Genomic DNA, 25976 nt, shown 5'->3' on the forward strand with positions numbered 1-25976 from the left:
TGCTGAGGAAAAGGAATTTTGCAAAGGTCTCTAAAGGTAAATTTTAACAGCGAACAGCAATATCGCCGACAGGTCTAAAATATGACTGTTGGCGATAAACTTTATATTGCCTGGTAATTAAATTTAATTAAATTTCAATGTATTGAAGAAATAATATGCTATTATTATTTCAGTGGAAGTTATCAATAAACCATGCTTCCGTAAAACCAGTTATTACCAAAAATATAAGTAATTCCTTAAGCATTAAATTTATCGTGATTAAAGAAAGTTGCCGTGTATGAATGTTTTTGCGGAGAATGCCATATTAGAATTTTGATTGTGTTTAATACTTGATCTTTTTAATATTATTTTCTTGGATATAGTAATGTAACTTTACCACAAATCTTCTTTTCGTACCTTTGGGTAAATTTTAAAACGCAATGCATTCAAATAATCTATAATGTGACCATCTATTGTGTGACTCTTTGAGTATCAAAGAGTTCATTTTAATTCGGATGCGCTAATGAAAAATCAGCAACCATTACAACAATATTTTGATGTCTATATCTCCTATCCCCCAGGCATTGACCAAGACCAAGTAAATGAAAATATCAAACAAAATTTATCCTCAGAAGAGGCTGAAGAAGTTATTTTGGCATTGGAGGAAAATAGACAAGCTCTGGTGGTCGAGCGATGCACTAATGAAGAGCGGCTGAATGCCCAACATTACTTTGGTTATTTGGGATTGGATGTCATTATCCGTGTTTCATTGGAATTAATGCCCGATGGAGATAACAACGATCACGTTGATAATGCTTCTTCTCCTGTTCCCCAGTGTCCCGTGTGCTTTACCATTTTTGAAGATCCTAATACGACACAATGTCCGACATGTCAATTACATTTGCGGACTGCGACTGAAGCCTATATTTATCGAAAGCGTATTGAATGGCAGGAGCGAATAGCTTTCGAACACCGAAAACAGCATGAACTGGCTTATCGTATGTTACGTGAGCGTCAAGCGGAGGAAAAAAGAATACGTAAACAAATTCGCAATGAATTAGAAACCGAATTGTTGAAAGAGCTGGGTATTTTGAACAGTTGGCAGTCTGTATTTTATAATAAGAGGGTAATTATCTCCCTTGCATTGATTGTTTTATTTGTAATTATTTTTACTTCGCTGGGCTATTTTTTGGCCCAAATTATTGTTAAGTAAATATATTTAGTTATTTTTAAAGTTAATATTTCAATTTTTAACATATTTTGTTTTTAATGATTATATAACGAAATAAACATGTTAGATTAATTTTATAAAAAGCCATATCAAGTATTATGGGCTGCGCTAGATAACTGGCACAGCCCATAATACTTTTGTGATACACTACAAATCAGTATAGCTTAGATATATTCTTTTTCAGACGGCTTCCTTTATATAATGGGAATAGAATAATGACTTCAATGTCCACTTTAATTCGAGATGAAATACAGGAAATGTCAGCTTACACGGTAGCAGATATACCTGATTCCTGCATTAAGTTGGATGCAATGGAATTGCCCTGCCGATTTCCGGAAGATATGCAAAAAGAGTTAGCTTGCGCGCTGGCAGTAGCGGAAATTAACCGCTATCCCAATCCGGCCACAAGCGGGTTGCAGCAATTATTAAAGGAAACATTTCAAATTCCCAAACAGGCACAAATTGTTTTGGGCAACGGTTCGGACGAACTAATCCAACTAATCACGATGTTGCTGGCAAAGCCGAATGCCAAAATGCTGTCTGTAGATCCAAGTTTTGTGATGTATCGGCATAATGCAGCATTATTCGGATTGGAATATATTGGTGTTCCGCTTAATGATGACTTTACCCTGAATTTGCCTGCAATTTTATCTGCAATTGAAACTCATCAACCTGCATTGATTTTTATTGCTTATCCGAATAATCCTACCGGTGTCCATTTTAGGCATGAGGATGTGCAGGCGATAATTGATGCTGCACCTGGAGTCATTGTAATAGATGAGGCGTATGGCTCATTTGCTCATGATAGTTTTTTGCCTTATGCGGGCAGAAGAGAAAAGCTGATTGTGATGCGCACACTAAGCAAAATCGGCTTTGCCGGATTGAGATTGGGCTACGCATGCGGTCATCCAATCCTGATGAATGAGTTGACTAAAATTGTTCCTCCTTACAATATGAATCAGTTAAGTCTAACCGCAGCTAAGTTTGCCCTGCGTCATTATGGATGGGTTGAGGAACAAATCAATACTCTGAAACGGGAAAGAAGCCGTTTGTCTGAAGCTTTATCACTGCTGCCCGAAGTAAAAGTGTTTGCTAGTGAAGCAAATTTCATAACGATTCAGGTACCTGATGCAGAGCTGGTTTTTAAGGCATTAAAAGACAGTAACATCCTGATCAAAAACTTACATGGTTCACATCCTTTGTTAGACCAATGCCTGCGTTTGACGGTGGGCACTTTTGAGCAGAACCAACAGGTTCTAACAGTTTTTCAACATCTATTTAACAAATAAAATATATGGACAAAAAAGCAATTCGTACTGAAAATTTCTTTCGCCTGATTAAAGAAGCGGGGAATGTATCCAAGCTATCCCGCGCCTGCGGTTATACCAATCCTGCGTCTTTACATCAGTTGCGTGTGCGGTTGGAAAAAAATGAGGAAGGCGGGCGCGGTATTTCCAGCGTTTTGGCAACCAAACTAGAGCAAGGCATGAAAAAACCAAAGGGCTGGATGGATAAGCGTCATCGTGATGAAACACAACCTGCTTCTGGCAACACACAAACGGTAGATTCTACACATAGCCTGGCAACCAATAACAGCGATCGAATAGTAAGCGTGACCCGCAACACTAAAGAAACACAAATTACCATTACTATCAACTTAGATGGTAGCGGGCAAGGACGATTTGATACGGGTGTGCCGTTTCTAGAGCATATGCTTGACCAAATCGCCCGTCATGGAATGATTGATTTGGACGTTACTTGCAAAGGCGATCTCCATATCGATGATCATCATACCGTAGAAGATATCGGCATCGTTTTCGGCCAAGCACTGAAACAGGCTTTGGGCGATAAAATGGGAGTACGCCGCTACGGTCACTCTTATGTGCCGCTAGACGAGGCTTTGAGCCGCGTGGTATTGGATTTATCCGGCCGTCCCGGCTTGGTGTATAACTTAGCATTCAGCCGTGCTTGGATAGGTAAATTCGATGTTGATTTATTTGAAGAATTCTTTCATGGTGTCGTCAATCACGCGATGATAACGTTGCATATTGATAATTTAAGCGGTACCAATGCACACCATCAGGCTGAGACGGTATTCAAGGCATTTGGGCGCGCACTACGCATGGCGGTGGAATTTGATGAGCGCATGACAGGAAAAATTCCGTCAACTAAGGGTTTACTATCTGAATCTAACTGACAGTAGAATCCAAAACCACTTATTCCTATAACCATACGGATAAGTGGTTTTTTCATATTAAAGGATAATTTATTCGATTTCAAAGAAGCCATACTCGGTTTACATCTTATTATTTGTATTATTTGAGGGCAGTATAATGACCAAATCCATACTGTCCCACATGTTTTTCAGACGGCCTTCAAATGTCGGAAGGCCGTCTGAAAAATGTATGAAACAGGGTGTGCGGCCTTTATTTTTATTGTATGAATAAAATTGCGCGGAAATAGGCTGTTTCGGCATATAAACAGCTTGCCTTTAACACAACTTAGCAGTATAACCGTTTGGTTATCCAACCAGTCAAAACAGAAAGGACGTGTCATGTTTTTCGATAAAATCGAAGCTGCGCCTGCCGACCCGATTTTGGGTTTGGGCGAAGCATTCAAAGCCGAAACCCGCAGCAATAAGGTGAACTTGGGCATCGGTGTTTACAAAGACGCTAAAGGCAATACCCCGATTCCGAAAGCGGTGAAGGAAGCCGAAACCCGCCTGTTGGCCAATGAAAACAGCAAAAACTATCTGACCATCGACGGTGTGGCCGCCTATAACGCCGAAACGCAAAAACTGCTGTTTGGTGCAGGCAGCGAAATCATCGCGTCCAAGCGCGCCAAAACCGCGCAGAGCTTGGGCGGTACGGGCGCGCTGCGTATCGCCGCCGAGTTTGTCAAACGTCAGACCGGTGCGAAAAACGTGTGGATTTCCGCTCCGACCTGGCCGAACCACAATGCCATTTTCAAAGCCGTCGGCATCAATATCCGCGATTACCGTTATTACGACAAAGCATCGCACGGCTTGGATTGGGACGACCTGATTGCCGATTTGTCCCAAGCCGAAGCCGGCGACGTGGTGCTGCTGCACGGCTGCTGCCACAATCCGACCGGCATCGACCCGACTCCCGAACAATGGGAAACACTGGCGAAAATGTCGGCGGAAAAAGGCTGGCTGCCGCTGTTCGACTTCGCCTATCAGGGCTTTGCACACGGTTTGGAAGAGGATGCTTACGGCTTGCGCGCTTTTGCCAAGCTGAATAAAGAATTGCTGGTGGCCAGCTCTTATTCTAAAAACTTCGGCATGTACAACGAGCGCGTGGGTGCGTTTACCGTGGTGGCCGCCGATGCGGATACGGCCAACCGCGCCTTCAGTCAAGTCAAAACCATCATCCGCACGCTGTATTCCAATCCGGCATCGCACGGCGGCAATACGGTGGCCATGGTGCTGCAGGATGCCGAATTGAAAGCGCAATGGGTGGCGGAACTGGACGAAATGCGTGCGCGGATTAAGGAAATGCGGCAGAAATTTGTCGATTTGCTGAAAGAAAAAGGCGCGCAACAGGATTTCGACTTTATCGTGAAGCAAAACGGGATGTTCTCCTTCTCCGGCCTGACGCCCGAACAGGTGGACCGTCTGAAAGACGAGTTTGCCATTTATGCCGTGCGTTCCGGCCGCATTAACGTTGCGGGCATTACCGCCGACAATATTGACTATCTGTGTGAAAGCATTGTGAAAGTGCTGTAATTACGGATAATTTAAGAGGCCGTCTGAAAACATTTTCAGACGGCCTCTTATTGATTGGCTTGTTAATTTGCTGAAAGAACAAGGCACACGGCAGGATTTCGACTTTATCGTGAAGCAAAAGGCATGTTTTCCTTCTGCGGCTTGATACCTTGGACAAGAGGCCGCCTGAAAAGCGAATTTGCCATTTATGCCGTGCGTTCCGGCTGCATCAACGTTGCGGGCATTAACCGACAATATTGACTATTTGTTTGAAAGCATTTTGAGAGTGTTGTAACTGCGGATAATTAAGAGGCCGTCTGAAAAAATGTTTTCAGACGGCCTCTTAATCATGGAAAGGCTGCTAAACGATTATTCCGCCGCAGCTTTCGCTACGCGCCGCCAGTGGTGCAGCAGCGGTTCGGTGTAGCCGTTGGGCTGCTTGGTGCCTTTGAAAATCAGGTCGCAGGCAGCGAGGAAGGCGGGGGAGGTATCGAAGCGGCCAACCATGGGCGTGTAGGCCGGATCGCCTTCGTTCTGCTTGTCCACCACGGCAGCCATACGCTCCAAAGTGGTGCGGACCTGTTCGGCACTGACAATTCCGTGCAGCAGCCAGTTGGCGATGTGCTGGCTGGAAATCCGCAGTGTGGCGCGGTCTTCCATCAGGCCGACGTTGTGGATGTCGGGCACTTTCGAGCAACCCACGCCTTGTTCCACCCATCGGACGACGTAGCCCAAGATGCCTTGGCAGTTGTTGTCTAACTCCTGCTGTTTTTCCGCTTCCGTCCAGTTGGTGTCGGCGGCTGTGGGGATGGTGAGCAGGTCGTCCAGATAATCGGCGGCAGGGCGGGCGGCCAGTTCGCGCTGTACGTCGAATACGTTGATTTGATGATAGTGCATGGCGTGCAGGGTGGCTGCGGTAGGCGAGGGTACCCATGCGGTGGTGGCGCCGGATTTCGGATGGCCGATTTTCTGTTTCAGCATTTCCGCCATCAAATCAGGCATCGCCCACATGCCTTTGCCGATTTGGGCTTTGCCGGGCAGGCCGCATTGCAGGCCGGTTTGGACGTTGCCGGCTTCGTAGGCGGCAATCCATTTGCTGGCTTTCATGTCGCCTTTTCGTATCATCGCGCCCGCCTGCATGGAGGTGTGCATTTCGTCGCCGGTGCGGTCAAGGAAGCCGGTATTGATGAAGACGACGCGGTCGGAAGCCGCTTGGATGCAGGCGGCGAGGTTGGCCGAGGTGCGGCGTTCTTCGTCCATGATGCCCATTTTCAGGGTTTTCGACGGCAGTTTGGCCAGTTTTTCGATGGCGGCAAACAGTTCGTCGGCAAAGCGGACTTCTTCCGGGCCGTGCATTTTGGGTTTGACGATGTAAACGCTGCCGCTGCGGCTGTTTTTGTTTTCGCTGCGGTTCAGGTCGAGCGGGGCGATGAGGGCGGTCATCACGCCATCCAGGATGCCTTCGGGGATTTCCTTGCCTTCGGCATCCAATACGGCGGGGGTGGTCATCAGGTGGCCGACGTTGCGGATGAAGAGCAGCGAGCGGCCGGGCAGGGTGAAGCTGCCGCTGCCGTCGGGTTTGGTGTATCCGCGGTCTGCATTCAGTTTGCGGGTGAAGGTTTTGCCGCCTTTTTCCACTTCTTCGGTCAGTGTGCCGTTCATCAGGCCGAGCCAGTTGGCGTATACCAGTGCTTTGTCCTCTCCGTCTACGGCGGCCACGGAGTCTTCGCAGTCCATGATGGTGGAAAGGGCGGCTTCAAGGATGATGTCTTTTATGCCGGCAGGGTCTTGGCTGCCTATCGGGCTGTTTTTGTCGATGAGGATGTCGATGTGCAGGCCGTTGTGCAGAAAGAGGAGCGAGGAGGGTGCTTCTGCATCGCCGTTGTAGCCGATGAAGAGTTCGGGCGTTTGCAGGCTGCTTTCGCCGCCGTCTTTCAGCTTGGCTTTCAGACGGCCTCCTTCTACGCGGTAGGCGGATACGTCGCGGTGGCTGCCTTGCGCCAGCGGGATGCTTTGGTCGAGGAAGTTGCGGGCGAAGGTGATGACGGCGTCGCCGCGTTTCGGATTGTAGGCTTTGCCTGCGGCCAAATCGCCGCTTTGGTCGATGGCATCCGTGCCGTACAGTGCGTCGTACAGGCTGCCCCAGCGGGCATTGGCGGCATTGAGGGCGTAGCGGGCGTTGTTGATGGGGACGACCAGTTGGGGGCCTGCCTGCTCGGCCACTTCCCGGTCGACGTTTTGCGTGCCGATTTTAAACGGCGCGGGTTCGTCGGCCAGATAGCCGATTTCTTTCAGGAAGGCGCGGTAGGCGGCGGCATCGGTTGCGGCTCCGTTTTGTTTGTGCCAGTCGTCGATTTGTTGTTGGATGGCATCGCGTTTCTCCAAGAGGGCGCGGTTACGCGGCGCGAATTCTGCCAAGAGTTCCGCAAAGCCCTGCCAAAATGCCTCGGCCTGTATGTCGGGGCGGGACGGGAGGACTTGCTCGGTGATGAAACGGTAGAGGTGGTTGTCGATCTGCAGGCCGGCTGCGGGGATATAGTTGTATGCCATGATAAATTCTCCAAAATATTGTTCTTATGAAACATCGCGATGACGCCATGCAACCTTAACACTATTTTTCAATGGATAAAAGTAGGCCGTCTGAAAATTATTTAATTACAATCGATTTTGGTGCCGGATTTTGTTTTCTTACATTTGAAACGCCGAAGGCCGTCTGAAAGTTGATTTTCAGACGGCCTTTCGCTTGGTTTAATCTTTTATCTTTCGGCTTTCAACACCCGCTGACGGCGCGTTTCGCTCAACACCATGCCTGCGCTGACGGAGACGTTCATGCTTTCGACCGTGCCGAACATGGGTATCGACACCAGCATGTCGCAATGCTCGCGCGTCAGGCGGCGCATGCCTTCGCCTTCGTTGCCCATTACCCATGCCGCGCTGTCGGGCAGGTCGCAATGATAGAGGTCGGCGTCGCCGCCCATGTCGGTGCCGATGATCCAGATGCCGTATTCTTTCAGCTCGCGCAGGGTGCGGGCGAGATTGGTTACGGTGATGTAGGGGACGGTTTCCGCCGCGCCGCAGGCAACTTTGCTGACGGTGGCGTTCAGCCCCGCGCTTTTGTCTTTCGGCGCGATGACGGCGTGTACGCCCATTGCGTCGGCGGTACGCAGGCACGCACCGAGGTTGTGCGGGTCGGTGATGCCGTCAAGTATCAGCAGCAATGGCGGTTCGCTCAGGTTTTCCAATACGTCTTCAAGGTGGACGTGGTTTTTGGAAGCGTCGATAAACCCGACCACACCCTGATGCCGTGCGCCTTTGCTGATGGCGTTGAGGCGGTCGGCGTCGGCGAAGTGTACGCGCACGTTTTCGTTTGCCGCTTTTTCCAACACGTCGCGCGTGCGGGCATCGTTTTTGCCTTCTTGGACGTAGAGTTCGGTAATCGATTTCGGGTTTTGCCACAGGCGGGCGTTGACGGCGTGGAAGCCGTAGATTAAGCGTTGGTTGGCCATGCTGGGTCTTTCGGTTTGAAAGGCGGGATTATAGCAGGCTGCCGCAATGGGGAAGGCCGTCTGAAAAGCCAAAACGGGGTTTCAGACGGCCTTTTTGCCGTTTGCATGGATAGGTTATGGATAAACGGTTTCCATCATCTCTTGTTTCAAATGCTAAAAGCCAGACTGTTTCTTGCTTTTTGGGCAACTTTGCAGCGGGGCATGGTGTTCGAACAGCCAATCCACATAACGGTCCACGCCTTGTTCCACAGTGAGGAATTCTTCTTCATAGCCCGCGTCGCGCAGGCGGGTGATGTCGGCTTGGGTGAAGCTTTGGTATTTGCCTTTGAGCGCGTCGGGAAACTCGGTGTAGCGGATTAGGCCGTGTTTGACCAGCGATTCCAGCGGCAGGCGGTCTTTGCCTTCGGCGGCGCGGCAGGCATTGACGGTGGCGGCGGCCAAGTCGTTGAAGGGCTGGCTGCGGCCTGTGCCAAGGTTGAAAATGCCCGATTTTTCGGGGTTGTCGAGGAAGAACAGGTTCACTTTCACGACGTCTTCCACGCTGACGAAATCACGGCTTTGGCCGCCTTCGGGATAGCCGTCGTAACCGCCGAACAGGTTGACATAGCCTTGCTCGCGGTATTGGTTGAAGTGGTGGAAGGCTACGGAAGCCATGCGTCCTTTGTGCTGTTCGCGCATGCCGTATACGTTGAAATAGCGGAAACCGGCCACCTGCGCGGTCAGCCCTTCTTCGATGCGGCGGCGGACGATTTGGTCGAACAGGAATTTGGAATAGCCGTAGACGTTCAGCGGTTCTTCCAATTCCCGCTCTTCGCGGAAGGTTTCGCCTTTGCCGTAAACGGCCGCGCTGGAGGCGTAGAGGAAGGGGATGCGTTCGTCCTGACACCAGTCCAAGAGGTCGAGCGTGTACTGGTAGTTGTTGTCCATCATGTATTTGCCGTCGTGGTTCATGGTGTCGGAACACGCGCCTTCGTGGAATACGGCTTCAATGTCGTCAAACGGAAAGAGATGTTCGCGCACTTGGCGGATGAATTCGTGTTTGTCGAGATAATGCGCGATGTCGCAGTCGGCCAGATTTTTGAATTTCTGGCCGTTGCTCAGGTTATCCACCGCCACGATGTCGCTGATGCCGCGCGCGTTCAATCCTTTGACGATGTTGCTGCCGATAAAGCCGGCGGCACCGGTTACGATGATGGTCATGTTGTTTCCTTATACAGGCCGTCTGAAAGGTGGTTATTGTAAACCAAAGGCAGGCAGGCCGAAATATCCGCTAAAAAGGCCGTCTGAAATCCTTATTCGGGATGAAAGAAGGATTTCAGACGGCCTCTGTTCGGGAGGGCGGTTCGGTTTTAGTTCACGCTGTTGCCGATGCGGCCGAAGTCGCCCAAGTTCATCCAGATGAAAAACGCTTTGCCGACAATAAGTTTGTCATCGACAAAACCCCAGTAGCGGGAATCCGCGCTGTTGTCGCGGTTGTCGCCCATCATGAAATAGCGGCCTTCGGGCACTTTGCAGGTAAAGGCACTGCCGTCTTCGGTATATTGGCAAAACTCTTTCAATCCGCTGCTTTGATAATTTTTCTCCGGCATCAGTACGTTGAAGTAACGCAGCAATCCTTCGGGATTGAACGACGGCTGGCCTTCATCCAGCAGGATGTCGAAGTTTTTACCGTTTAAGGCCGTCTGAAAGCGTTCGGACGAATGCGTTAGGGCGGGATTTTCGTCTTCAGGGTATTCGTAGTTGCCCGCTGCCGTTTGCGGTACGGGCTGGCCGTTCACGGTCAATACCTTGTTTTTGTATTCCACCACGTCGCCGGGAATCCCGACTGCACGTTTGATGTAATTGGTTTCCGGCTCCAAGGGATAATTGAAGACCACCACGTCGCCGCGCTGAATGGTGCCGGTATCGATTAACACATTATTCAGAATCGGCATGCGGATGCCGTAGGCAAACTTGTTGACTAAGATAAAGTCGCCTTTCACCAGACCCGGGCGCATGGAGCTGGACGGAATCTGGAACGGTTCGGCAATGAAGGTACGCAGTATGAATACGGTCAGGATAATCGGAAAAAAGCCGGACATATAATCGCGGAAATGATTTTCGTCATCCAAGGTGCCGCGCAATACCTTTTGTCCTTTTTCATCCACCGTGGTTGTCTGCCCGGGTTTGAAAGACAGCTTGCGCCACAGCCAAATCGCGCCGGTAAATACGACAAACACCAGCAATACAGCGGTAAAGCTCATCTTGAACGCCAGCAGGCCGAATATGCCGATCATGGTCAAGAGATAACCCCATTGCAGGCCGTCGCTCCATTCGCCGTTTTCGCCCCGCTCTTTGCTGCTGATTGCAAACAGGCCGATGCCGACGATTAAGGCCAGTAGTGCGCCGATTAGATAGATATTCATTTATTTGTCCCCCACCTGCAAAATCGCCAGAAACGCGCTCTGCGGAATTTCCACATTGCCCACTTGTTTCATGCGTTTTTTACCGGCTTTTTGTTTTTCCAGCAGTTTTTTCTTACGCGTAATATCGCCGCCGTAACATTTCGCCAATACGTTTTTACGCAGCGCCTTCACGTTTTCGCGGGCGATGATTTGCCCGCCGATGGCAGCCTGCACGGCAATGTCGAACATTTGGCGCGGGATGAGTTCGCGCATTTTCGCCGCCAGTTCGCGGCCGCGCTGCACGGAGGTTTGGCGGTGCACAATCAGGCTCAGCGCGTCCACTTTGTCGCCGTTCACCATAATGTCCAGTTTCACGAGGTCGGACGGCATAAACTCTTTAAATTCATAGTCCAAAGAAGCGTAGCCGCGCGAGGTGGATTTGAGTTTGTCGAAAAAGTCCATCACCACTTCGTTCATCGGCAAATCGTAGGTCAGCATCACCTGCCGCCCCATGTATTGCATGTTGCGCTGCACACCGCGTTTTTGGTTGCACAGCGTCATCACGTTGCCGACATAATCCTGCGGTACGAGGATGGTGGCGGTGATAATCGGCTCCATAATTGTGTCTATGGTGGCGATGTCGGGCAGTTTGGACGGGTTTTCCATGTCGATTTTTTCGCCGCTTTTCAAAATCACTTCGTAAACGACAGTCGGCGCGGTGGTAATCAAATCCATGTCGAATTCGCGTTCCAAGCGTTCCTGCACGATTTCCAAGTGTAGCAAGCCCAAGAAGCCGCAGCGGAAGCCGAAGCCCAATGCTTGGGAGACTTCCGGCTCGAATTTCAGCGAAGCGTCGTTAAGTTGCAGCTTTTCCAGCGCGTCGCGCAGGGCTTCGTAATCGTGGCTTTCCACGGGATACAGGCCGGCGAACACTTGGCTTTGCACTTCTTTGAAGCCGGGCAGCGGCTCGGAAGCGGGGTTTTGCACCAGCGTTACCGTGTCGCCCACTTTGGCCTGTCCCAGCTCTTTCACGCCGGTAATCAAAAAGCCCACTTCGCCTGCTTTAAGCTCTTGTTTGTTTACCGATTTCGGGGTAAACACGCCAAGCTGTTCCACTTGGCTTTCGGCCTTGGTGGACATGAAGCGTACTTTGTCTTTCAGTTTCAGACGGCCGTTTTTCACGCGGATGAGCATCACCACGCCGACATAGTTGTCGAACCACGAGTCGATAATCACGGCTTGCAGCGGCGCGTCTTCATCGCCTTCGGGGGCGGGGATTTTGGCCACGATTTCTTCCAGCACGTCTTCCACGCCCAAGCCGGATTTGGCGGAACACGTGACCGCGCCCACCGCGTCGATGCCGATGATGTCTTCGATTTCCTGCGCCACGCGGTCGGGGTCGGCGGCGGGCAGGTCGATTTTGTTCAGCACGGGCACGACTTCCACGCCCAAATCAATCGCCGTGTAGCAGTTGGCCACGGTTTGCGCTTCCACGCCCTGCGATGCGTCCACCACCAACAGCGCGCCTTCGCAGGCGGACAGACTGCGCGACACTTCGTAGGAAAAATCGACGTGTCCCGGGGTGTCAATCAGGTTCAGCAGGTAGGTTTCGCCGTTTTTGGCTTTGTAGTTCAGCGCGGCGGTTTGCGCCTTAATCGTGATGCCGCGCTCTTTTTCGATGTCCATGCTGTCCAAAACCTGCGAACTCATTTCGCGGTTTTCCAAGCCGCCGCAGAATTGGATGAAGCGGTCGGCGAGGGTGGATTTGCCGTGGTCGATGTGGGCGATGATGGAGAAATTGCGGATATTTTTCATTTGGTTCGCTATGGGTTGCAGGCCGTCTGAAAACAGGTTTCCAAACAAATCGGTTTTTTCAGACGGCCTTTGAAAATAGAAAAGGCAAATAGCCGCGCATTTTAGCCGAAAAAGCCCGTTTCGGCTAATTGGGGCCGTCTGAAAAATAACGGCGGGTCGGCAAAGCCCGGATGCGGTTTTGCAAGCATCCGCCAATGGACTATACTGCCCGCTTGTTTTTCCCGAACGCAGACCGCCATGCAGGAACCCGCCCCGCAAACCGTCCTCAATGTCGAACAACGCGCCATGTTGCAGGAAATCCTGCGCGGCGCGCTGGGCGGCCTGACCCTGCTGACGGCGGAAAACGAACTGAAAGCCTACGAATGCGACGCGCTGACCGTTTTCACCCGCCCGCCGCTGGCCGTCGCCCTGCCGGAAACCGAAGCGCAGGTGCAGGCCGTTCTGCAAACCTGTTCGAAGTTGGGGATACCCGTTACTGTACGCGGTGCGGGCACGGGTTTGACCGGCAGCGGCACGGCCACGCCCGACGGGCTTTTGCTGGCGATGGCGCGGTTTAACCGCATTTTGAAAATCGATCCGCAGGCGCGTACCGCCACGGTAGAGCCCGGCGTGCGCAACCAGGCCGTTTCCGATGCCGCCGCGCCGTACGGCCTTTTCTACGCCCCCGACCCGTCCAGCCAGCTTGCCTGCACCATAGGCGGCAACATCGCGCAAAATGCCGGCGGCCTGCACTGTTTGAAATACGGCCTGACCACCCACAATGTGTTGAAAATCCGCGCCGTATTGATGGACGGCAGCATCATCGAACTGGGTGGCGAAGCGTATGACGCGCCGGGCTTGGATTTGCTGCCGCTGTTTATCGGCAGCGAAGGCATGTTTGCCGCCGTCACCGAAGTCGTATTGAAACTTCTGCCCAAGCCGCAAACCGCGCAAGTCATCCAAGCTTCGTTTGCCGATATGGGCAAAGCAGGGCGAGCGGTGGCCGATATTATTGCCGAAGGCATCATTCCAGCCGGGCTGGAAATGATGGACGGCGCGTCCACCCGCGCCGTGGACGACTACCTGCATGCCGGTTTTGACCGCGAAGCCGAAGCATTGCTGCTGTGCGAATCGGACGGCATGGCCGAAGAGGTTGAAGCGGAAATCGGTAAAATACGGCACATCCTGAACCGCGCCGGCGCGACCGGCCTGAAAGTGTCGCGCAACGAAATCGAACGTACCGCCATTTGGGCGGGCCGCAAATCCGTCTTCCCTGCCGCCGCCCGCCTTGCGCCCGATTCTTATTGCATGGACGGCACCATCCCGAGGCGGAAAATCGGCGAAATGCTGGATTTTACCGACGGGCTGTCGAAGAAATACCGCCTGCAGTGCATCAACGTTTTCCATGCGGGAGACGGCAATATGCACCCGCTCATCCTGTTCGACAATCAGGCGGGCGAATGGCCGCGCGCCGAGGCCTTCGGTGCGGAAATCCTGCGCCGCTGCGTGCAGCTCGGCGGCACGATTACAGGGGAACACGGGGTAGGGCTGGAAAAAATCGACGGCATGTGTGCCCAATTCGGCGAAGGGGAACGCGCCGCCTTTTGGGGCATCAAAGCCGCGTTCGACCCTGAAATGCTGCTCAACCGCGATAAAAAACTGCCGCTGAAAACGCGCTGCGCCGAATACGCCCGCACATTCGACGGCGGCAGCATTGCCGCCAAGTTTCCCGATTTGGAATATTTTTAAACATCCGTTTTTCAGACGGCCTGCCTTATGCTGGAGAGGCCGTCTGAAAAAGCAATCTTTCCACACCCTGAAGCAGGGTAAGCACTGAGAGGACCCATGATGAAACCCATTTCCCTATTGCCCGCCGCGCTGGCACTTCTAACCGCCGCACTACCTGCCTCGGCAGCCGAACTGCCGCAAAGCGCGGAATTGCAATACAGCGGCTCTTACGGCATTCCGGCAACCATGACATTTAGCCGCAGCGGCAACAGCTACCGCATCGTTTCCGTCATCAAAGTGCCGATGTACAACTTCCGCTTCGAAAGCGGCGGCACCATCCACGGCAACAGCCTGCACCCAAGCTATTACAAAGACATCCGCAAAGGCAAAACCTATGCCGAAGCCAAATTCGGCGGCGGCAAAATCACCTACGGCAAAAGCGGCGAATTGCAAACCGAAAACGCCGCCGGACAAATCCTCGACCTGTTCGCCCTGTCGTGGCAGCTGGCCGCCACCGACGGCAAACTCCCCGCCGGCCTGAAAATCACCAACGGCAAGCGCGTCTATAATGTCAGCGGGCTGGTGAAAACCGGTTCGGCGCAATATGCGTTCAACGGCGGCAAAACCACCATCGACAACTACCGAGTCAAACGCGGCGACGACATCGTGAACTATTCCTTCGCGCCCGCGTTCGGCAACATTCCGGCCAAAATCACCTACACCGACAACGGCAAAACCTACGATTTGAAACTGACCGGCCTGAAAATCAACGGCCAAACGATTAAACCTTGAAGCTGTGTTGTCCTGAGATAAAAAGGCCGTCTGAAAAATGCGTTTGTAGGATTTTTCAGATGGCCTTATCTGGAATGACAAATAGGAAATCAATACAGCATTTATTTTCTATATTGGGGATACCGTTCAAAAATAACTATCGGCCAATATAAATAAGGTGGTTAGTGCAGCCAGCCTCAGTGCATCCCGCCCCCAATACGAATGACTTATGCAATGTATCCAGCGTATTGGCCGCACAGTTTGCAATACCAGTTTTTGCACTGTTTCCGGTTGTTCCAACAGTTTGTCATGCCATAAAACCGACGCCTGTTTCAGCAAACCGTATTTTTTTAACAATAACGAAGTCGAATGCAGATAGCATAACCAATCCCGGCTTTGGCATTCCTCCAAGGTCAATACTTCGGACGGGTCGTCCTCAAAATCGAGGAAAGAGATTTTATCGCTGTCTATCATGCAGTTGCGGGCGAAAGCCTGACTTAGGAATTGCCCGCGCCGATGCACGTCTTCGATTGCCGACAATCCTGCTTCCCATGCGTCCAAATGCCCCTCTCCGGCTTCTTGTTCGATGCGGACGTCAAGTGCGATACCGGTCAAATTACCCATCATCAGGGCGTTGCTCTGTACGGCCAGTAATTCTGGTACGCGGATACCGGCCTTATAAAGCGTACGTAGGCGGGTTGATTCAACTGCAATCGCTTTTTCTCCACCTAAGTTTGGTACAGGCTTCAGTACTCTTAAATGGAGCGGTTTGGTAATCATACCCAGTAGTGCGTAACGCCAGGCAGGATTATGCGGTTTAGCTTTACGTATCCAAACGGTCCTGCCGTCTGAAAGTGTATAGCGCGCGATATTGTTACTTTGCTGAGCGGCGAGCCGGGTAAGTTCGACGGCAAAGTTTGGGGCATTGGTATGGTTGGTGTCCGTATCTTTTTTATTTATCTGCATCTTAATTTAACACGTTGCGGATGATTTCTTTTACCGCTTCGGCCTGATTCGGTACGTTCTGCACCTTCTGCGGCAAATCTTCCAAACCCTGCAGTTTGGCCGGACGCGGGATGTCCACATCGCCGACCGCTTCGCGGATGGTATCGGCAAATTTTGCCGCCAGCGCGGTTTCCAGGCAAACGACGGTTTCGCCTGCCTCGCGCAATTCGCGGGCGACTTTCACACCGTCGGCGGTATGCGGGTCGATGAGTTCGCCGTCCTGCTCGTAAACCTGTTTGATGACGGCGAGGCGGTCGCGGTGCAGGCTTTTGCCGGAAACGAAGCCGTATTCATTGCGGATTTTGTCCAGCGCGAAGGCGAGGTTGAAGCCTTTGCCCGCGCCGACTTCCGCCCACAGCGTTTCGATTTCCGCCGCATCCCGGCCGGTCAGGTCGAAAATGAAGCGTTCGAAGTTGGATGCTTTGGAAATGTCCATCGACGGGCTGGAGGTAACGTGGGTGTGCGCGGCGGTGCGCGGACGGTAGGAACCGGTTTTGAAAAACTCGTCCAATACGTCGTTTTCGTTGGTGGCGACCATCAGGCGGCGGATAGGCAGGCCCATTTGTTTGGCGATGTGTCCGGCGCAGACGTTGCCGAAGTTGCCGCTGGGCACGCAGAAGCTGACGGTTTCATCATTGCTCTCCGTTGCTTTGAAATAGCCGGCGAAGTAGTAAACCACCTGCGCCATCACGCGTCCCCAGTTGATGCTGTTAACCGTGCCGATACGGTATTTCTCTTTGAAGGCGGCATCGTTTTGAATGGCTTTTACAATGTCCTGGCAGTCGTCAAACATGCCGTCCACGGCGATGTTGTGGATGTTTTCGTCTTGCAGGCTGTACATCTGCGCGCGTTGGAACGCGCTCATTTTGCCTTCAGGCGACATCATGAACACATGGATGCCTTCCTTGCCGCGCAGGGCATATTCGGCGGCCGAACCGGTGTCGCCGCTGGTGGCGCCGACGATGTTCAGGGTTTGCCCTTCGCGTTTCAAAACATATTCGAAGGCGTTGCCCAAAAACTGCATGGCCATGTCTTTGAAGGCCAGTGTGGGGCCGTTGGACAGGGCTTGGATTTTCAGGCCGTCTGAAAGCGTGCGCACGGGGGTGATTTCCGCATTGCCGAAGGCTTCGGCGGTGTAGGTGCGGTTGATGATGGCGCGTAAGTCGCCTTCGGGGATGTCGGTGGCAAACAGGCGCATGATTTCAAACGCCAAATCGGCATAGGCCAAACCGCGCCATTTGTCTAAGGTCGCACGGTCGATTTGCGGATAATGTTCCGGCAGCATCAGGCCGCCGTCGGGTGCCAGCCCCATAAGCAGGACTTCGCCGAAGGTTTTGCGGTCGGTTGCGCCGCGTGTGCTGATGTATTTCACTTTTTTCTCCGAATCATGTTTTCAGATGGCCTCAAAAGGCCGTCTGAAAAGGTTTAGGGTCTGTAAATACGTTTCACGCAGGATGTTACCGTGCGGGCGGTGATTTTCGCCACGGCCTGATTGCGGCTGTTGGTGTCCAGCATGGAAGTCAGGTCGGCCACGCTGACCTGGTTCAGCGCGTCTTCGCTCACGCAGCTGCAGATTCTGTCTTCCCACTGGCGTTGGCGTTCCGCGCTCATGCTCAGTGCAATCATGCGCCATTCGTTGCGGTTGTTCAGCTCGGTGCGGCATTGTCCGTCGATAACGGTTTTTAGTACCGAGCTGCCGATGCCGGCCATATTTTGGTTGCCGCCGCCGAAACCGCCGCCGCTATTGCCGAAGCCGCCGCCCAAAAGGCCCATATTGCCGTCGCCCGCGCAGCCTCCGAGCAGGGCGGCTGTCGTTATCATTGCCAACAATTTCTTCATATTGTTTCCTTTATTTGTATTTGTCGAATTCGAAAAATCGCCGTTATCCGGCAGGGCAAAAGTCTGTATTGTACCCGAAAGCCGCCGCCGTGCCACCGATTGCGGGCAGCGGTATAATGAGGCCGTCTGAAAACCCTCTTACACGGAAACCGCCATGTCCGACCTCTTCACCCGCCAACCTGATGCGCCGCTTGCCGAACGCCTGCGCCCGCATACGCTTGATGACGTTATCGGGCAGCAGCATTTAATCGGCGAAGGCAAACCGCTGCGCGTGGCAGTGGAAGGCGGGAAGCTGCATTCTATGTTGCTGTGGGGGCCGCCGGGCGTGGGCAAGACGACGTTGGCGCGGATTTTGGCGCAGAGTTTCAACGCCCAGTTTTTGCCTGTTTCCGCCGTATTCTCCGGCGTGAAAGACATACGCGAGGCAATCGATAAAGCCGAAATCGCTTTGCAACAGGGACGCACGACGATTTTGTTTGTCGATGAAGTCCACCGCTTCAACAAGGCGCAGCAGGACGCGTTTTTGCCCCATGTCGAAAGCGGTTTGCTGACCTTTATCGGCGCGACTACGGAAAATCCGTCGTTCGAAGTCAATCCCGCGCTGTTGAGCCGCGCGCAGGTGTATGTTTTGCAATCTTTGTCTTCAGACGACCTCCAGAAACTGATTGCCAAAGTCTTGGCCTTGCCCGAATACCGAGATTTCACGATTGAAGCCGATGCGCAAGAGCTGCTCGTCAATACCGCCGACGGCGATGCGCGCAGATTGTTGAATTTATTGGAACAACTTTTACGCGCCGCCGACACACGCCGTCTGAAAACCTTAACTGCCGAATTTCTTGCCGACAGTTTGGGCGCGCAAATCCGCCGTTTCGACAAAGGTGGCGAGAGTTTCTACAACCAAATTTCCGCCCTGCACAAATCCGTGCGCGGTTCGCATCCGAACGCCGCGCTGTATTGGTTCTGCCGTATGCTCGACGGCGGCACCGACCCGCGCTACCTCGCCCGCCGCATCGTGCGCATGGCGTGGGAGGACATCGGGCTTGCCGACCCGCGCGCCTTCCAGATTGCCAACGATGCCGCCGCCACCTTCGAACGCTTAGGCTCGCCCGAAGGCGAACTCGCGCTGGCGCAAGCCGTGCTGTACCTTGCCGCCGCCGCCAAATCCAACGCGGGCTACAAGGCATACAACCAAATGCGTCGCTTCGTCAAAGAAAACGCCAGCGACGAAGTACCCGTCCACCTGCGCAACGCCCCGACGAAATTGATGAAAGAATTGGGCTACGGACGCGAATACCGCTACGCCCACGACGAACCAAACGCCTACGCCGCCGGCGAAAGCTATATGCCCGACGGCTTGGACGAACCAGACTTCTACCAACCCGTCCCGCGCGGGCTGGAAATCAAAATCGGCGAAAAGCTGGAATGGTTAAAATCGCTGGATGAAGAGGCGTTGCAGGCAATTCTAATGTCCATCCCGTGATTTTCCGGCATCGCGGTCCCGAGGCAAGCTCGTTACCGGCCTGTTGAGGCTTTTCAATTCAGGGCATTTCCGCATTGTCATCATCGACCAGCGCAGTTGCGGACGTTCCAAACCCTATGCCTGTATTGAAGACAACACCACATGGGATTTGGTTGCCGATACTGAAAAAATCCGTCATATCTTCGCCATCATCGTCCAAGGCCGCTATGACCTATGCACCCCAATGCGAAGCGCGTGGGAACGGTCGCAAGCCTTCCCTAAAGCAGAATTGAGAAATCGTCCAAGCAGGCCATTCCTCTTTTGATCCTTTGCTTTCTGAGGCTTTAGTGAAAGCGGAGGAGGATATGAGAAGCAAGCTATAAAAGTTAATAAATAACAATGCCGTCTGAAAAAGTTTCGACATCATTTTTTCATTTACATATAAATTTAATATCATTACATCTATACTAATTTGATTTTTTAGAATTTCAATATGAAATCCTTAACTTACTACGCCCATTCCGCGCAAGACGAACTCGGTAAACTCTTACCTTACGAATATTGGCAAACCTTACAAAGCCATTCGATAAATGTTGGGGAAATGGAGGCGGAATTTGCTCGGATATTTGGTGCGCAGGAAATTGCCTGCCAGACGGGAAAGTTGCATGATTTAGGGAAATATTCAGAAGCCTTTAACCGCCGATTGCATGGCGGCCCTTCAGTTGATCATGCTACCGTCGGAGCGAAAATTGCAAAAAACGCTTGCTTTAGAGTGGAGGTCAAAGTATAAGCTGTTGTTATCTTACTTAGGCTAGATAACTTTATTAATGAATTAAAAGGCAAAAATAATGGAAATCAAACAAACCAATTCAACCATCAAATCTCGTGCAGCGGTAGCATTCGCCCCAAATCAACCCTTACAAATTGTGGAAATCGATGTAGAAATGCCCCGCAAAGGCGAAGTGTTAATCCGCAATACCCACACGGGGGTGTGCCATACTGATGCATTTACATTATCAGGGAGCGATCCTGAAGGCGTATTCCCTGCGGTGCTTGGGCACGAAGGTGCGGGTGTGATCGTTGCTGTGGGCGAAGGTGTGGTAAGTGTAAAACCGGGTGATCACGTCATTCCTCTTTACACCGCTGAATGTGGCGAATGTGAGTTTTGCCGTTCAGGTAAAACCAACTTATGCGTTGCGGTACGTGAGACGCAAGGTAAAGGCTTAATGCCGGACGGCACGACGCGTTTTTCTTATCAAGGTCAGCCGATCTATCACTATATGGGCTGTTCGACTTTCAGTGAATACTCTGTTGTTGCGGAAGTTTCACTGGCGAAAATCAACCCCGAAGCCAACCACGAACAAGTATGTTTGCTCGGCTGCGGCGTTACCACAGGTATTGGCGCGGTACATAATACGGCAAAAGTGCAAGAAGGCGACTCTGTTGCCGTGTTTGGCTTGGGGGCGATTGGTTTGGCTGTGGTGCAAGGTGCGCGTCAAGCCAAAGCGGGTCGTATTATCGTCATTGATACCAATCCCGCAAAATTCGAGTTGGCAAAACATTTCGGTGCAACTGATTGTTTGAACCCGAACGATTACGATAAACCGATCAAAGATGTGTTGTTAGACATCAATAAATGGGGTATTGACCACACCTTTGAATGTATCGGCAACGTAAACGTAATGCGTCAGGCATTAGAAAGTGCACACCGTGGTTGGGGACAATCCATTATCATCGGCGTAGCAGGTGTAGGACAAGAAATTTCAACTCGTCCGTTCCAGTTAGTAACAGGTCGTGTTTGGAAAGGCTCGGCATTTGGTGGCGTGAAAGGTCGCTCCGAACTTCCTAAAATGGTGGAAGATTCAATGAAAGGCGATATCGAGTTAGAACCGTTTGTAACCCACACACTGACACTCGATCAAATCAATGAAGCCTTTGAGTTAATGCACGAAGGTAAATCGATCCGCGCTGTTATTCATTACTAAGGCTCGAGATGAAACTAATTGAACAACATCAAATTTTCGGCGGTTCGCAACAAGTTTGGGCACATCATGTCCAAACGCTGAAATGCGAAATGAAATTTGCCGTCTATTTGCCGGATAATCAGAAGAATCGACCGCTTGGTGTGATTTATTGGCTTTCCGGCTTGACTTGTACTGAACAAAATTTTATTACCAAATCAGGCTTTCAGCGTTATGCGGCTGAACATCAAGTGATTGTGGTTGCCCCCGATACCAGCCCTCGTGGAGAGCAAGTGCCGAACGATGCTGCTTACGATTTAGGGCAAGGTGCTGGCTTTTATCTGAATGCGACCGAGCAGCCTTGGGCGACGAATTATCAAATGTATGATTATATTTTGAACGAGTTGCCTGGTCTGATTGAGGAAAATTTTCCTACCAACGGCAAATGTTCCATCATGGGACATTCAATGGGCGGACACGGTGCATTGGTATTGGCATTGCGAAACCAAGAACGTTATCAAAGTGTTTCTGCCTTTTCGCCTATTTTGTCGCCAAGTCTCGTGCCTTGGGGAGAGAAAGCCTTTTCTGCTTATTTAGGAAAAGATCGCGAAAAATGGCAGCAATATGATGCCAGCTCACTCATTCAACAAGGCTATAAAGTGCAAGGTATGCGCATTGATCAGGGCTTAGAAGATGAGTTTTTGCCAACACAATTGCGTACCGAAGATTTTATTGAAACCTGTCGTACGGTAAACCAGCCGATCGATGTGCGCTTCCATAAAGGCTACGATCATAGCTATTACTTCATCGCCAGTTTTATTGGTGAGCATATTGCGTATCATGCGGCATTTTTGAAGTAAGCCAAAGATGTGATTCGTGAATCGATTAAACATTGAAGTAAACGTTAATTTTCATGTTAATGAATTAAAAAGGCATCGTATTGATGCCTTTTTTTTCATAAATGATAAAAAAGTGCTATTAAAATGGGTTACCTTCTAGAATCAGCATAAGGAGGAGACCTTTGCAAAATTCCCCCAAAATCCCCTAAATTACCACCAAGATATTTAGGGAATTTCTCATGAGCACCTTCTTCCAGCAAACCGCACAAGCCATGATCGCCAAACACATCGACCGTTTCCCACTATTATCGTCGGCGTGATTATGCTCACCTGCGTATTCTTCCTCTTGCGGAAATTCGTATTCAAACCGAAAAAACGCGATTGCAGTAGCGGCTGCGGCAAATACGGCGGTTGCAGTTAAATGAAGAGAGCTCGAAAAGTAAAGGCCGTCTGAAAAACAATCTTCAGACGGCCTCCGACATATTCCCGGCTTTAATCGATGCCGATGTCCAAACAGACGATTTCGCCGCAGAATGTTTTACCGTTTCCGCTCAAGTGCGCCGGTTTGTAGGCGGCGAAGGTGTAGGTTAAATCGGCACGGAAGGTATCCGCATCCGCTTCTCCCGTGTCGCAGTTCAGCCCGGTCGGGATGTCTAGCGCGACTTTCAGGCCGTCCGATTGATTCAGCAGACGGCAGATTGCAGCAATGCCGGCGGGCAGCCTGCCGCAGAAGCCTGTGCCGAAGATGCCTTCGATAATCACGTCGTAACCCGTTTTCAGACGTCCTACCAAGTCTTCGGCGGCAATCAAGCCTATGCTGTCCAAACCTTGCAGCCTGCTGCGGTTTAATTCCGCCAGTTCGGATAGTTTTTCTCCGGCGGCAAACAGGATGTCCGCCCGCCAGCCGTGCGCCTGCAGTATCCTCGCCATCACCAGGCCGTCACCGCCGTTGTTGCCTTTGCCGCACACAATCAGCACCCGCCCGGCCCGGGGCCGCCTTCGCAGCAGGTCGGCGGCTGCGGCTCGTCCCGCGTTTTCCATCAGTTGCTCGAAAGTCGTGCCTTTGTCGACTGCCATTTGTTCGTGTTCGCGCATTTCTGCGGCGGTGTAGATTTTCATCATTTGCTCTTTTTGTCTCCACTGTTTTATGAAACATCAAAACGGAAATCCCATCAATAGTGCGTACCTGCTTTTCAGACGAATCATTCCTTTTTTTGATTTACCGCAAGAAGCCGTCTGAAATCAGGGTTTTGGCAGCTCTTGAATTTGATTTTTTTATTAATAAGATTTATTATCATAGCTAAATAAAGCAGCAAATAATTAAAATTATCTCTTTTGCGGGAGCGGGCGGCGGGATATATCCTTATCCTTCCTCGCGTCGGATTCGTCTTTCCAGGCCGTTTGTTTTTTTAATCGACACCGAAAGTAAACCCCCTATGTCTACCATACCTTTATCAAAACTCAGTAAAGGCGCGGTCGCGCACATTGATTCTATTGTTGCCAATCCGACTTTCGGCGAACTCGACCCGCTGGTTACGCGCCGCCTTGCCGACTTGGGCTTTTCAAGCGGAATGCCGTTGCAGGTGATTGCCGTCGGCGGATTCGGACGCGGACCGTTTGCCGTGCGGCTGGGCAACCAGTCGCAATTCTCGTTGCGGCAGGAAGAAGCGGGAAAGATTATGTGCCATGTGATTGACGGCTGACTGCCGTACACAGGCATGCTTCGTACTCCGAAAATGCGGCAAGGGTAAAATCAATTTGATTGCCCCATCCTTTTCAGACGGCCTCAGGCCGTCTGAAAACACAATTTCAAAGCCTTTTCCCCAAATCCGACTTCAAACTTATAGTGGATTAAATTTAAATCAGGACAAGGCGACGAAGCTGCAGACAGTACAAATAGTACGGCAAGGCGAGGCAACGCCGTACTGGTTTAAATTTAATCCACTATAGCAAACAATCAAAAAAGGAGAGTCCAATTCATGGAATTAAGCTATTTTGCCTTGATTGGCGCGCCAAACTGCGGCAAAACCGTTTTGTTCAACGGTTTGACCGGCTCACATGCCAAGGTTGCCAATTATCCGGGCGTAACGGTCGATAAGCGCGAGGGTGCCTTCCTCGACGACGAGGCCGTCCGCATTATCGACCTACCGGGCACATACAGCCTGCGCACGACCAGCCCCGACGAAGCGGTGGCGAAAGATGTAATGGTGGGCAAGATGGGCATTCCACCCGATGCCATTATTGCCGTTGCCGACGCGACCAACCTGCGTATGACCCTGCGCATGATTTTGGAATTGAAAACGCTGGGACTGCCTATGGTGGTGTCGCTGAACATGAGCGACGTCGCCCGCAGAAGGGGCTTGAATATCGATGCGGCCAAACTGAGCGAGTTGTTGGATGCACCTGTTTTGGAAACAGTTGCAGTGAGCGCGTCGGGCGTACAGGCAGTGCGCGAAGCCGTGGCCAAGCTGCCGCGCAAACGCTCTTTCCCCGCCAGCCCCGCTTCTGCCGAACGCACGCTCGATGCGCTGGATAGCGACAAACTTTATCAAGAAGTCGAATCGATTTTGGCACAAGTAGTGCGCACGCAGATGACGCTGCCCGCATGGCACAAAAAACTCGACGACATCGTGCTGCACCCCGTCTGGGGCATGATTATGCTGCTGATCATCCTGTTTATGGTGTTCCAAGCGGTTTACACTTGGGCGGCGCCGATTATGGACGCCATCGAAGGCGGCTTTACCGCGCTGGGCGAATGGGTCGGCGCGAACATGGAGCCTGGCATCCTCAACGACTTGATCGTCAAAGGCGTACTTGCCGGTATGGGCAGCGTGTTGGTGTTCCTGCTGCAGATTACGATTCTGTTCGCCTTCATCCTGCTTTTGGAAGACTCCGGCTACCTGCCGCGCGCGGCGTTCCTGCTGGATAACGTGATGGCGAAAAGCGGCCTGTCCGGACGCTCGTTCATCCCGCTTCTGTCGAGTTTCGCCTGCGCCGTTCCCGCCGTGATGTCGGCGCGCACCATCCACGACCCGCGCGAGCGCCTCGTCACCATCGCCGTCGCCCCGCTGCTGACCTGCTCCGCGCGGCTGCCCGTGTACGCGCTGATTATCGCCGCCGTCATTCCTAACCGTACAGTAGGCGGGATTTTCAACCTGCAAGGGCTGACGCTGTTCGTCCTCTATCTCGCAGGCATCCTGTCTGCCGCGCTGGCAGCGTATATCATGAAACGCTTGGCGCGAATGAAAGGCAACGTGCAACAATTCCCGCTTCTGATGGAGCTGCCGACCTTCCGTACGCCCAACTTCAAACACATCATGACCAGCCTGTGGGACAGGGTAAAAGCCTTCCTGAAACGCGCCGGTACGATTATTTTCGCGCTGACCGTGATCCTGTGGGGCTTGGTAAGCTGGCCGCAACCGCCCGCAGGCGCGACAGGCGCGGCAATCGATTACAGCCTCGCCGGCACCATCGGCCACGCCATCCAGCCGCTGTTCGCCCCGCTGGGCTTCACTTGGGAAATGTGTATCGCCATGATTCCGGGCATCGCCGCGCGTGAAGTCGTCGTTGCCGCGCTGGGTACGGTCTATGCCGTCAGCGCGTCGTCTGAAGACGCCGTACAAAACGCGCTGATTCCGATCATACACAACAACTGGGGCCTGCCGACCGCCTTCGCCTTCCTGGCTTGGTATGTGTACGCCCCCATGTGCGCCGCGACATTGGCTGAGACCTTTGCAAAATTCCCCAAAATCC

21 protein-coding genes and 2 pseudogenes are annotated in these 25976 nt (G+C 51.9%); 14 read left to right on the forward strand and 9 right to left on the reverse strand.

Translation table 11 applies throughout. The annotated features are described in order from the left end of the window. Positions 1-502 precede the first annotated feature (502 nt). From HMPREF3107_RS01750 to HMPREF3107_RS01770, 4 genes are all read left to right on the forward strand, one after another. Positions 503-1192 carry a hypothetical protein gene (locus HMPREF3107_RS01750; RefSeq protein WP_070452671.1) on the forward strand — a complete coding sequence of 230 codons (690 nt, stop codon included), beginning with the start codon at positions 503-505 and terminating at the stop codon, positions 1190-1192. Positions 1193-1425: 233 nt separating this feature from the next. Then, positions 1426-2499: a histidinol-phosphate transaminase gene (gene hisC, locus HMPREF3107_RS01755; protein WP_070452675.1), complete on the forward strand. Its 1074-nt coding sequence runs from the start codon at positions 1426-1428 to the stop codon at positions 2497-2499. Between the two features lie 5 nt (positions 2500-2504). After that, positions 2505-3407 (forward strand): imidazoleglycerol-phosphate dehydratase HisB, encoded by a 903-nt coding sequence (gene hisB, locus HMPREF3107_RS01760; RefSeq protein WP_070452678.1) that lies wholly within the window; start codon positions 2505-2507, stop codon positions 3405-3407. Positions 3408-3764: 357 nt separating this feature from the next. Continuing rightward, positions 3765-4958, forward strand: a complete 1194-nt coding sequence (locus HMPREF3107_RS01770) for an amino acid aminotransferase (RefSeq protein WP_070452686.1) — start codon at positions 3765-3767, stop codon at positions 4956-4958. A 348-nt stretch (positions 4959-5306) separates the two neighbouring features. On the opposite strand, the gene HMPREF3107_RS01775 is transcribed toward HMPREF3107_RS01770, so the two are convergent. The 5 genes from HMPREF3107_RS01775 to lepA all read right to left on the reverse strand — a co-directional run bounded on the left by HMPREF3107_RS01775 (position 5307) and on the right by lepA (position 12642). After that, positions 5307-7487 (reverse strand): malate synthase G, encoded by a 2181-nt coding sequence (locus HMPREF3107_RS01775; protein WP_070452689.1) that lies wholly within the window; start codon positions 7485-7487, stop codon positions 5307-5309. Positions 7488-7693: 206 nt separating this feature from the next. Further along, positions 7694-8443, reverse strand: a complete 750-nt coding sequence (rlmB, locus tag HMPREF3107_RS01780; RefSeq protein ID WP_070452737.1) for a 23S rRNA (guanosine(2251)-2'-O)-methyltransferase RlmB — start codon at positions 8441-8443, stop codon at positions 7694-7696. A 153-nt stretch (positions 8444-8596) separates the two neighbouring features. Then, the gene (rfaD, locus tag HMPREF3107_RS01785; protein ID WP_070452692.1) at positions 8597-9643 is read right to left on the reverse strand and encodes an ADP-glyceromanno-heptose 6-epimerase; all 1047 of its coding nucleotides are present in this window, start codon (positions 9641-9643) and stop codon (positions 8597-8599) included. 149 nt (positions 9644-9792) lie between these two features. Continuing rightward, on the reverse strand, positions 9793-10848 hold the full coding sequence (gene lepB / locus HMPREF3107_RS01790; RefSeq protein ID WP_070452695.1) for a signal peptidase I: 1056 nt from the start codon (positions 10846-10848) through the stop codon (positions 9793-9795). Further along, positions 10849-12642: a translation elongation factor 4 gene (lepA, locus tag HMPREF3107_RS01795; RefSeq protein WP_070452699.1), complete on the reverse strand. Its 1794-nt coding sequence runs from the start codon at positions 12640-12642 to the stop codon at positions 10849-10851. It abuts the gene before it with no gap. A 237-nt stretch (positions 12643-12879) separates the two neighbouring features. Between lepA and HMPREF3107_RS01800 the strand changes: the two genes are divergently transcribed. Both HMPREF3107_RS01800 and HMPREF3107_RS01805 read left to right on the forward strand, forming a co-directional pair. Beyond that, positions 12880-14370, forward strand: coding sequence for an FAD-linked oxidase C-terminal domain-containing protein (locus tag HMPREF3107_RS01800; protein ID WP_070452702.1), 1491 nt, complete (start codon positions 12880-12882; stop codon positions 14368-14370). 96 nt (positions 14371-14466) lie between these two features. Next, entirely contained in the window at positions 14467-15141 is a 675-nt protein-coding gene (locus HMPREF3107_RS01805; protein WP_114910501.1) for a DUF3108 domain-containing protein, read from the forward strand. Positions 15142-15267: 126 nt separating this feature from the next. Here the strand turns inward: HMPREF3107_RS01805 and HMPREF3107_RS01810 are convergent, their stop codons facing one another. The 3 genes from HMPREF3107_RS01810 to HMPREF3107_RS01820 are packed head-to-tail and all read right to left on the reverse strand — an operon-like array spanning position 15268 to position 17964. Then, the gene (locus tag HMPREF3107_RS01810; protein WP_070452708.1) at positions 15268-16086 is read right to left on the reverse strand and encodes a BUD32 family EKC/KEOPS complex subunit; all 819 of its coding nucleotides are present in this window, start codon (positions 16084-16086) and stop codon (positions 15268-15270) included. 1 nt (position 16087) lies between these two features. After that, positions 16088-17497, reverse strand: coding sequence for a threonine synthase (gene thrC / locus HMPREF3107_RS01815; RefSeq protein WP_070452711.1), 1410 nt, complete (start codon positions 17495-17497; stop codon positions 16088-16090). A 53-nt stretch (positions 17498-17550) separates the two neighbouring features. Then, positions 17551-17964: a hypothetical protein gene (locus HMPREF3107_RS01820; protein WP_070452714.1), complete on the reverse strand. Its 414-nt coding sequence runs from the start codon at positions 17962-17964 to the stop codon at positions 17551-17553. 154 nt (positions 17965-18118) lie between these two features. On the opposite strand from HMPREF3107_RS01820, the gene HMPREF3107_RS01825 reads away from it, so the two are divergent. From HMPREF3107_RS01825 to HMPREF3107_RS11265, 6 genes and pseudogenes are all read left to right on the forward strand, one after another. Continuing rightward, a complete protein-coding gene (locus HMPREF3107_RS01825) occupies positions 18119-19444 on the forward strand; it encodes a replication-associated recombination protein A (RefSeq protein ID WP_070452718.1) in 1326 nt (441 codons plus the stop codon). Continuing rightward, positions 19441-19806 (forward strand): annotated as a pseudogene (locus HMPREF3107_RS12480) (hypothetical protein). The gene HMPREF3107_RS01825 and the pseudogene HMPREF3107_RS12480 overlap by 4 nt, the downstream one beginning before the upstream one ends. A gap of 110 nt (positions 19807-19916) precedes the next feature. Next, positions 19917-20177, forward strand: a pseudogene (locus tag HMPREF3107_RS11260) (CRISPR-associated endonuclease Cas3''); the annotation flags it as partial. A 121-nt stretch (positions 20178-20298) separates the two neighbouring features. Next, a complete protein-coding gene (locus tag HMPREF3107_RS01830) occupies positions 20299-21408 on the forward strand; it encodes an S-(hydroxymethyl)glutathione dehydrogenase/class III alcohol dehydrogenase (RefSeq protein ID WP_210391362.1) in 1110 nt (369 codons plus the stop codon). 8 nt (positions 21409-21416) lie between these two features. Beyond that, positions 21417-22244, forward strand: coding sequence for an S-formylglutathione hydrolase (fghA, locus tag HMPREF3107_RS01835; RefSeq protein ID WP_070452724.1), 828 nt, complete (start codon positions 21417-21419; stop codon positions 22242-22244). A 301-nt stretch (positions 22245-22545) separates the two neighbouring features. Next, on the forward strand, positions 22546-22644 hold the full coding sequence (locus HMPREF3107_RS11265) for a hypothetical protein (RefSeq protein WP_083284584.1): 99 nt from the start codon (positions 22546-22548) through the stop codon (positions 22642-22644). Positions 22645-22715: 71 nt separating this feature from the next. On the opposite strand, the gene HMPREF3107_RS01840 is transcribed toward HMPREF3107_RS11265, so the two are convergent. Next, a complete protein-coding gene (locus HMPREF3107_RS01840) occupies positions 22716-23342 on the reverse strand; it encodes an NAD(P)H-hydrate epimerase (protein ID WP_070452727.1) in 627 nt (208 codons plus the stop codon). Positions 23343-23659: 317 nt separating this feature from the next. On the opposite strand from HMPREF3107_RS01840, the gene HMPREF3107_RS01845 reads away from it, so the two are divergent. Together HMPREF3107_RS01845 and HMPREF3107_RS01850 are read left to right on the forward strand one after the other, a co-directional pair. Then, complete coding sequence (locus tag HMPREF3107_RS01845) at positions 23660-23926, forward strand: FeoA family protein (protein WP_070452730.1); 267 nt, start codon at positions 23660-23662, stop codon at positions 23924-23926. A gap of 276 nt (positions 23927-24202) precedes the next feature. Then, a partial coding sequence (locus HMPREF3107_RS01850) for a ferrous iron transporter B (protein ID WP_070452733.1) occupies positions 24203-25976 on the forward strand: 1774 nt, incomplete at its 3' end.

Source organism: Neisseria sp. HMSC31F04, assembly GCF_001807735.1.
Classification (GTDB): domain Bacteria; phylum Pseudomonadota; class Gammaproteobacteria; order Burkholderiales; family Neisseriaceae; genus Neisseria; species Neisseria elongata.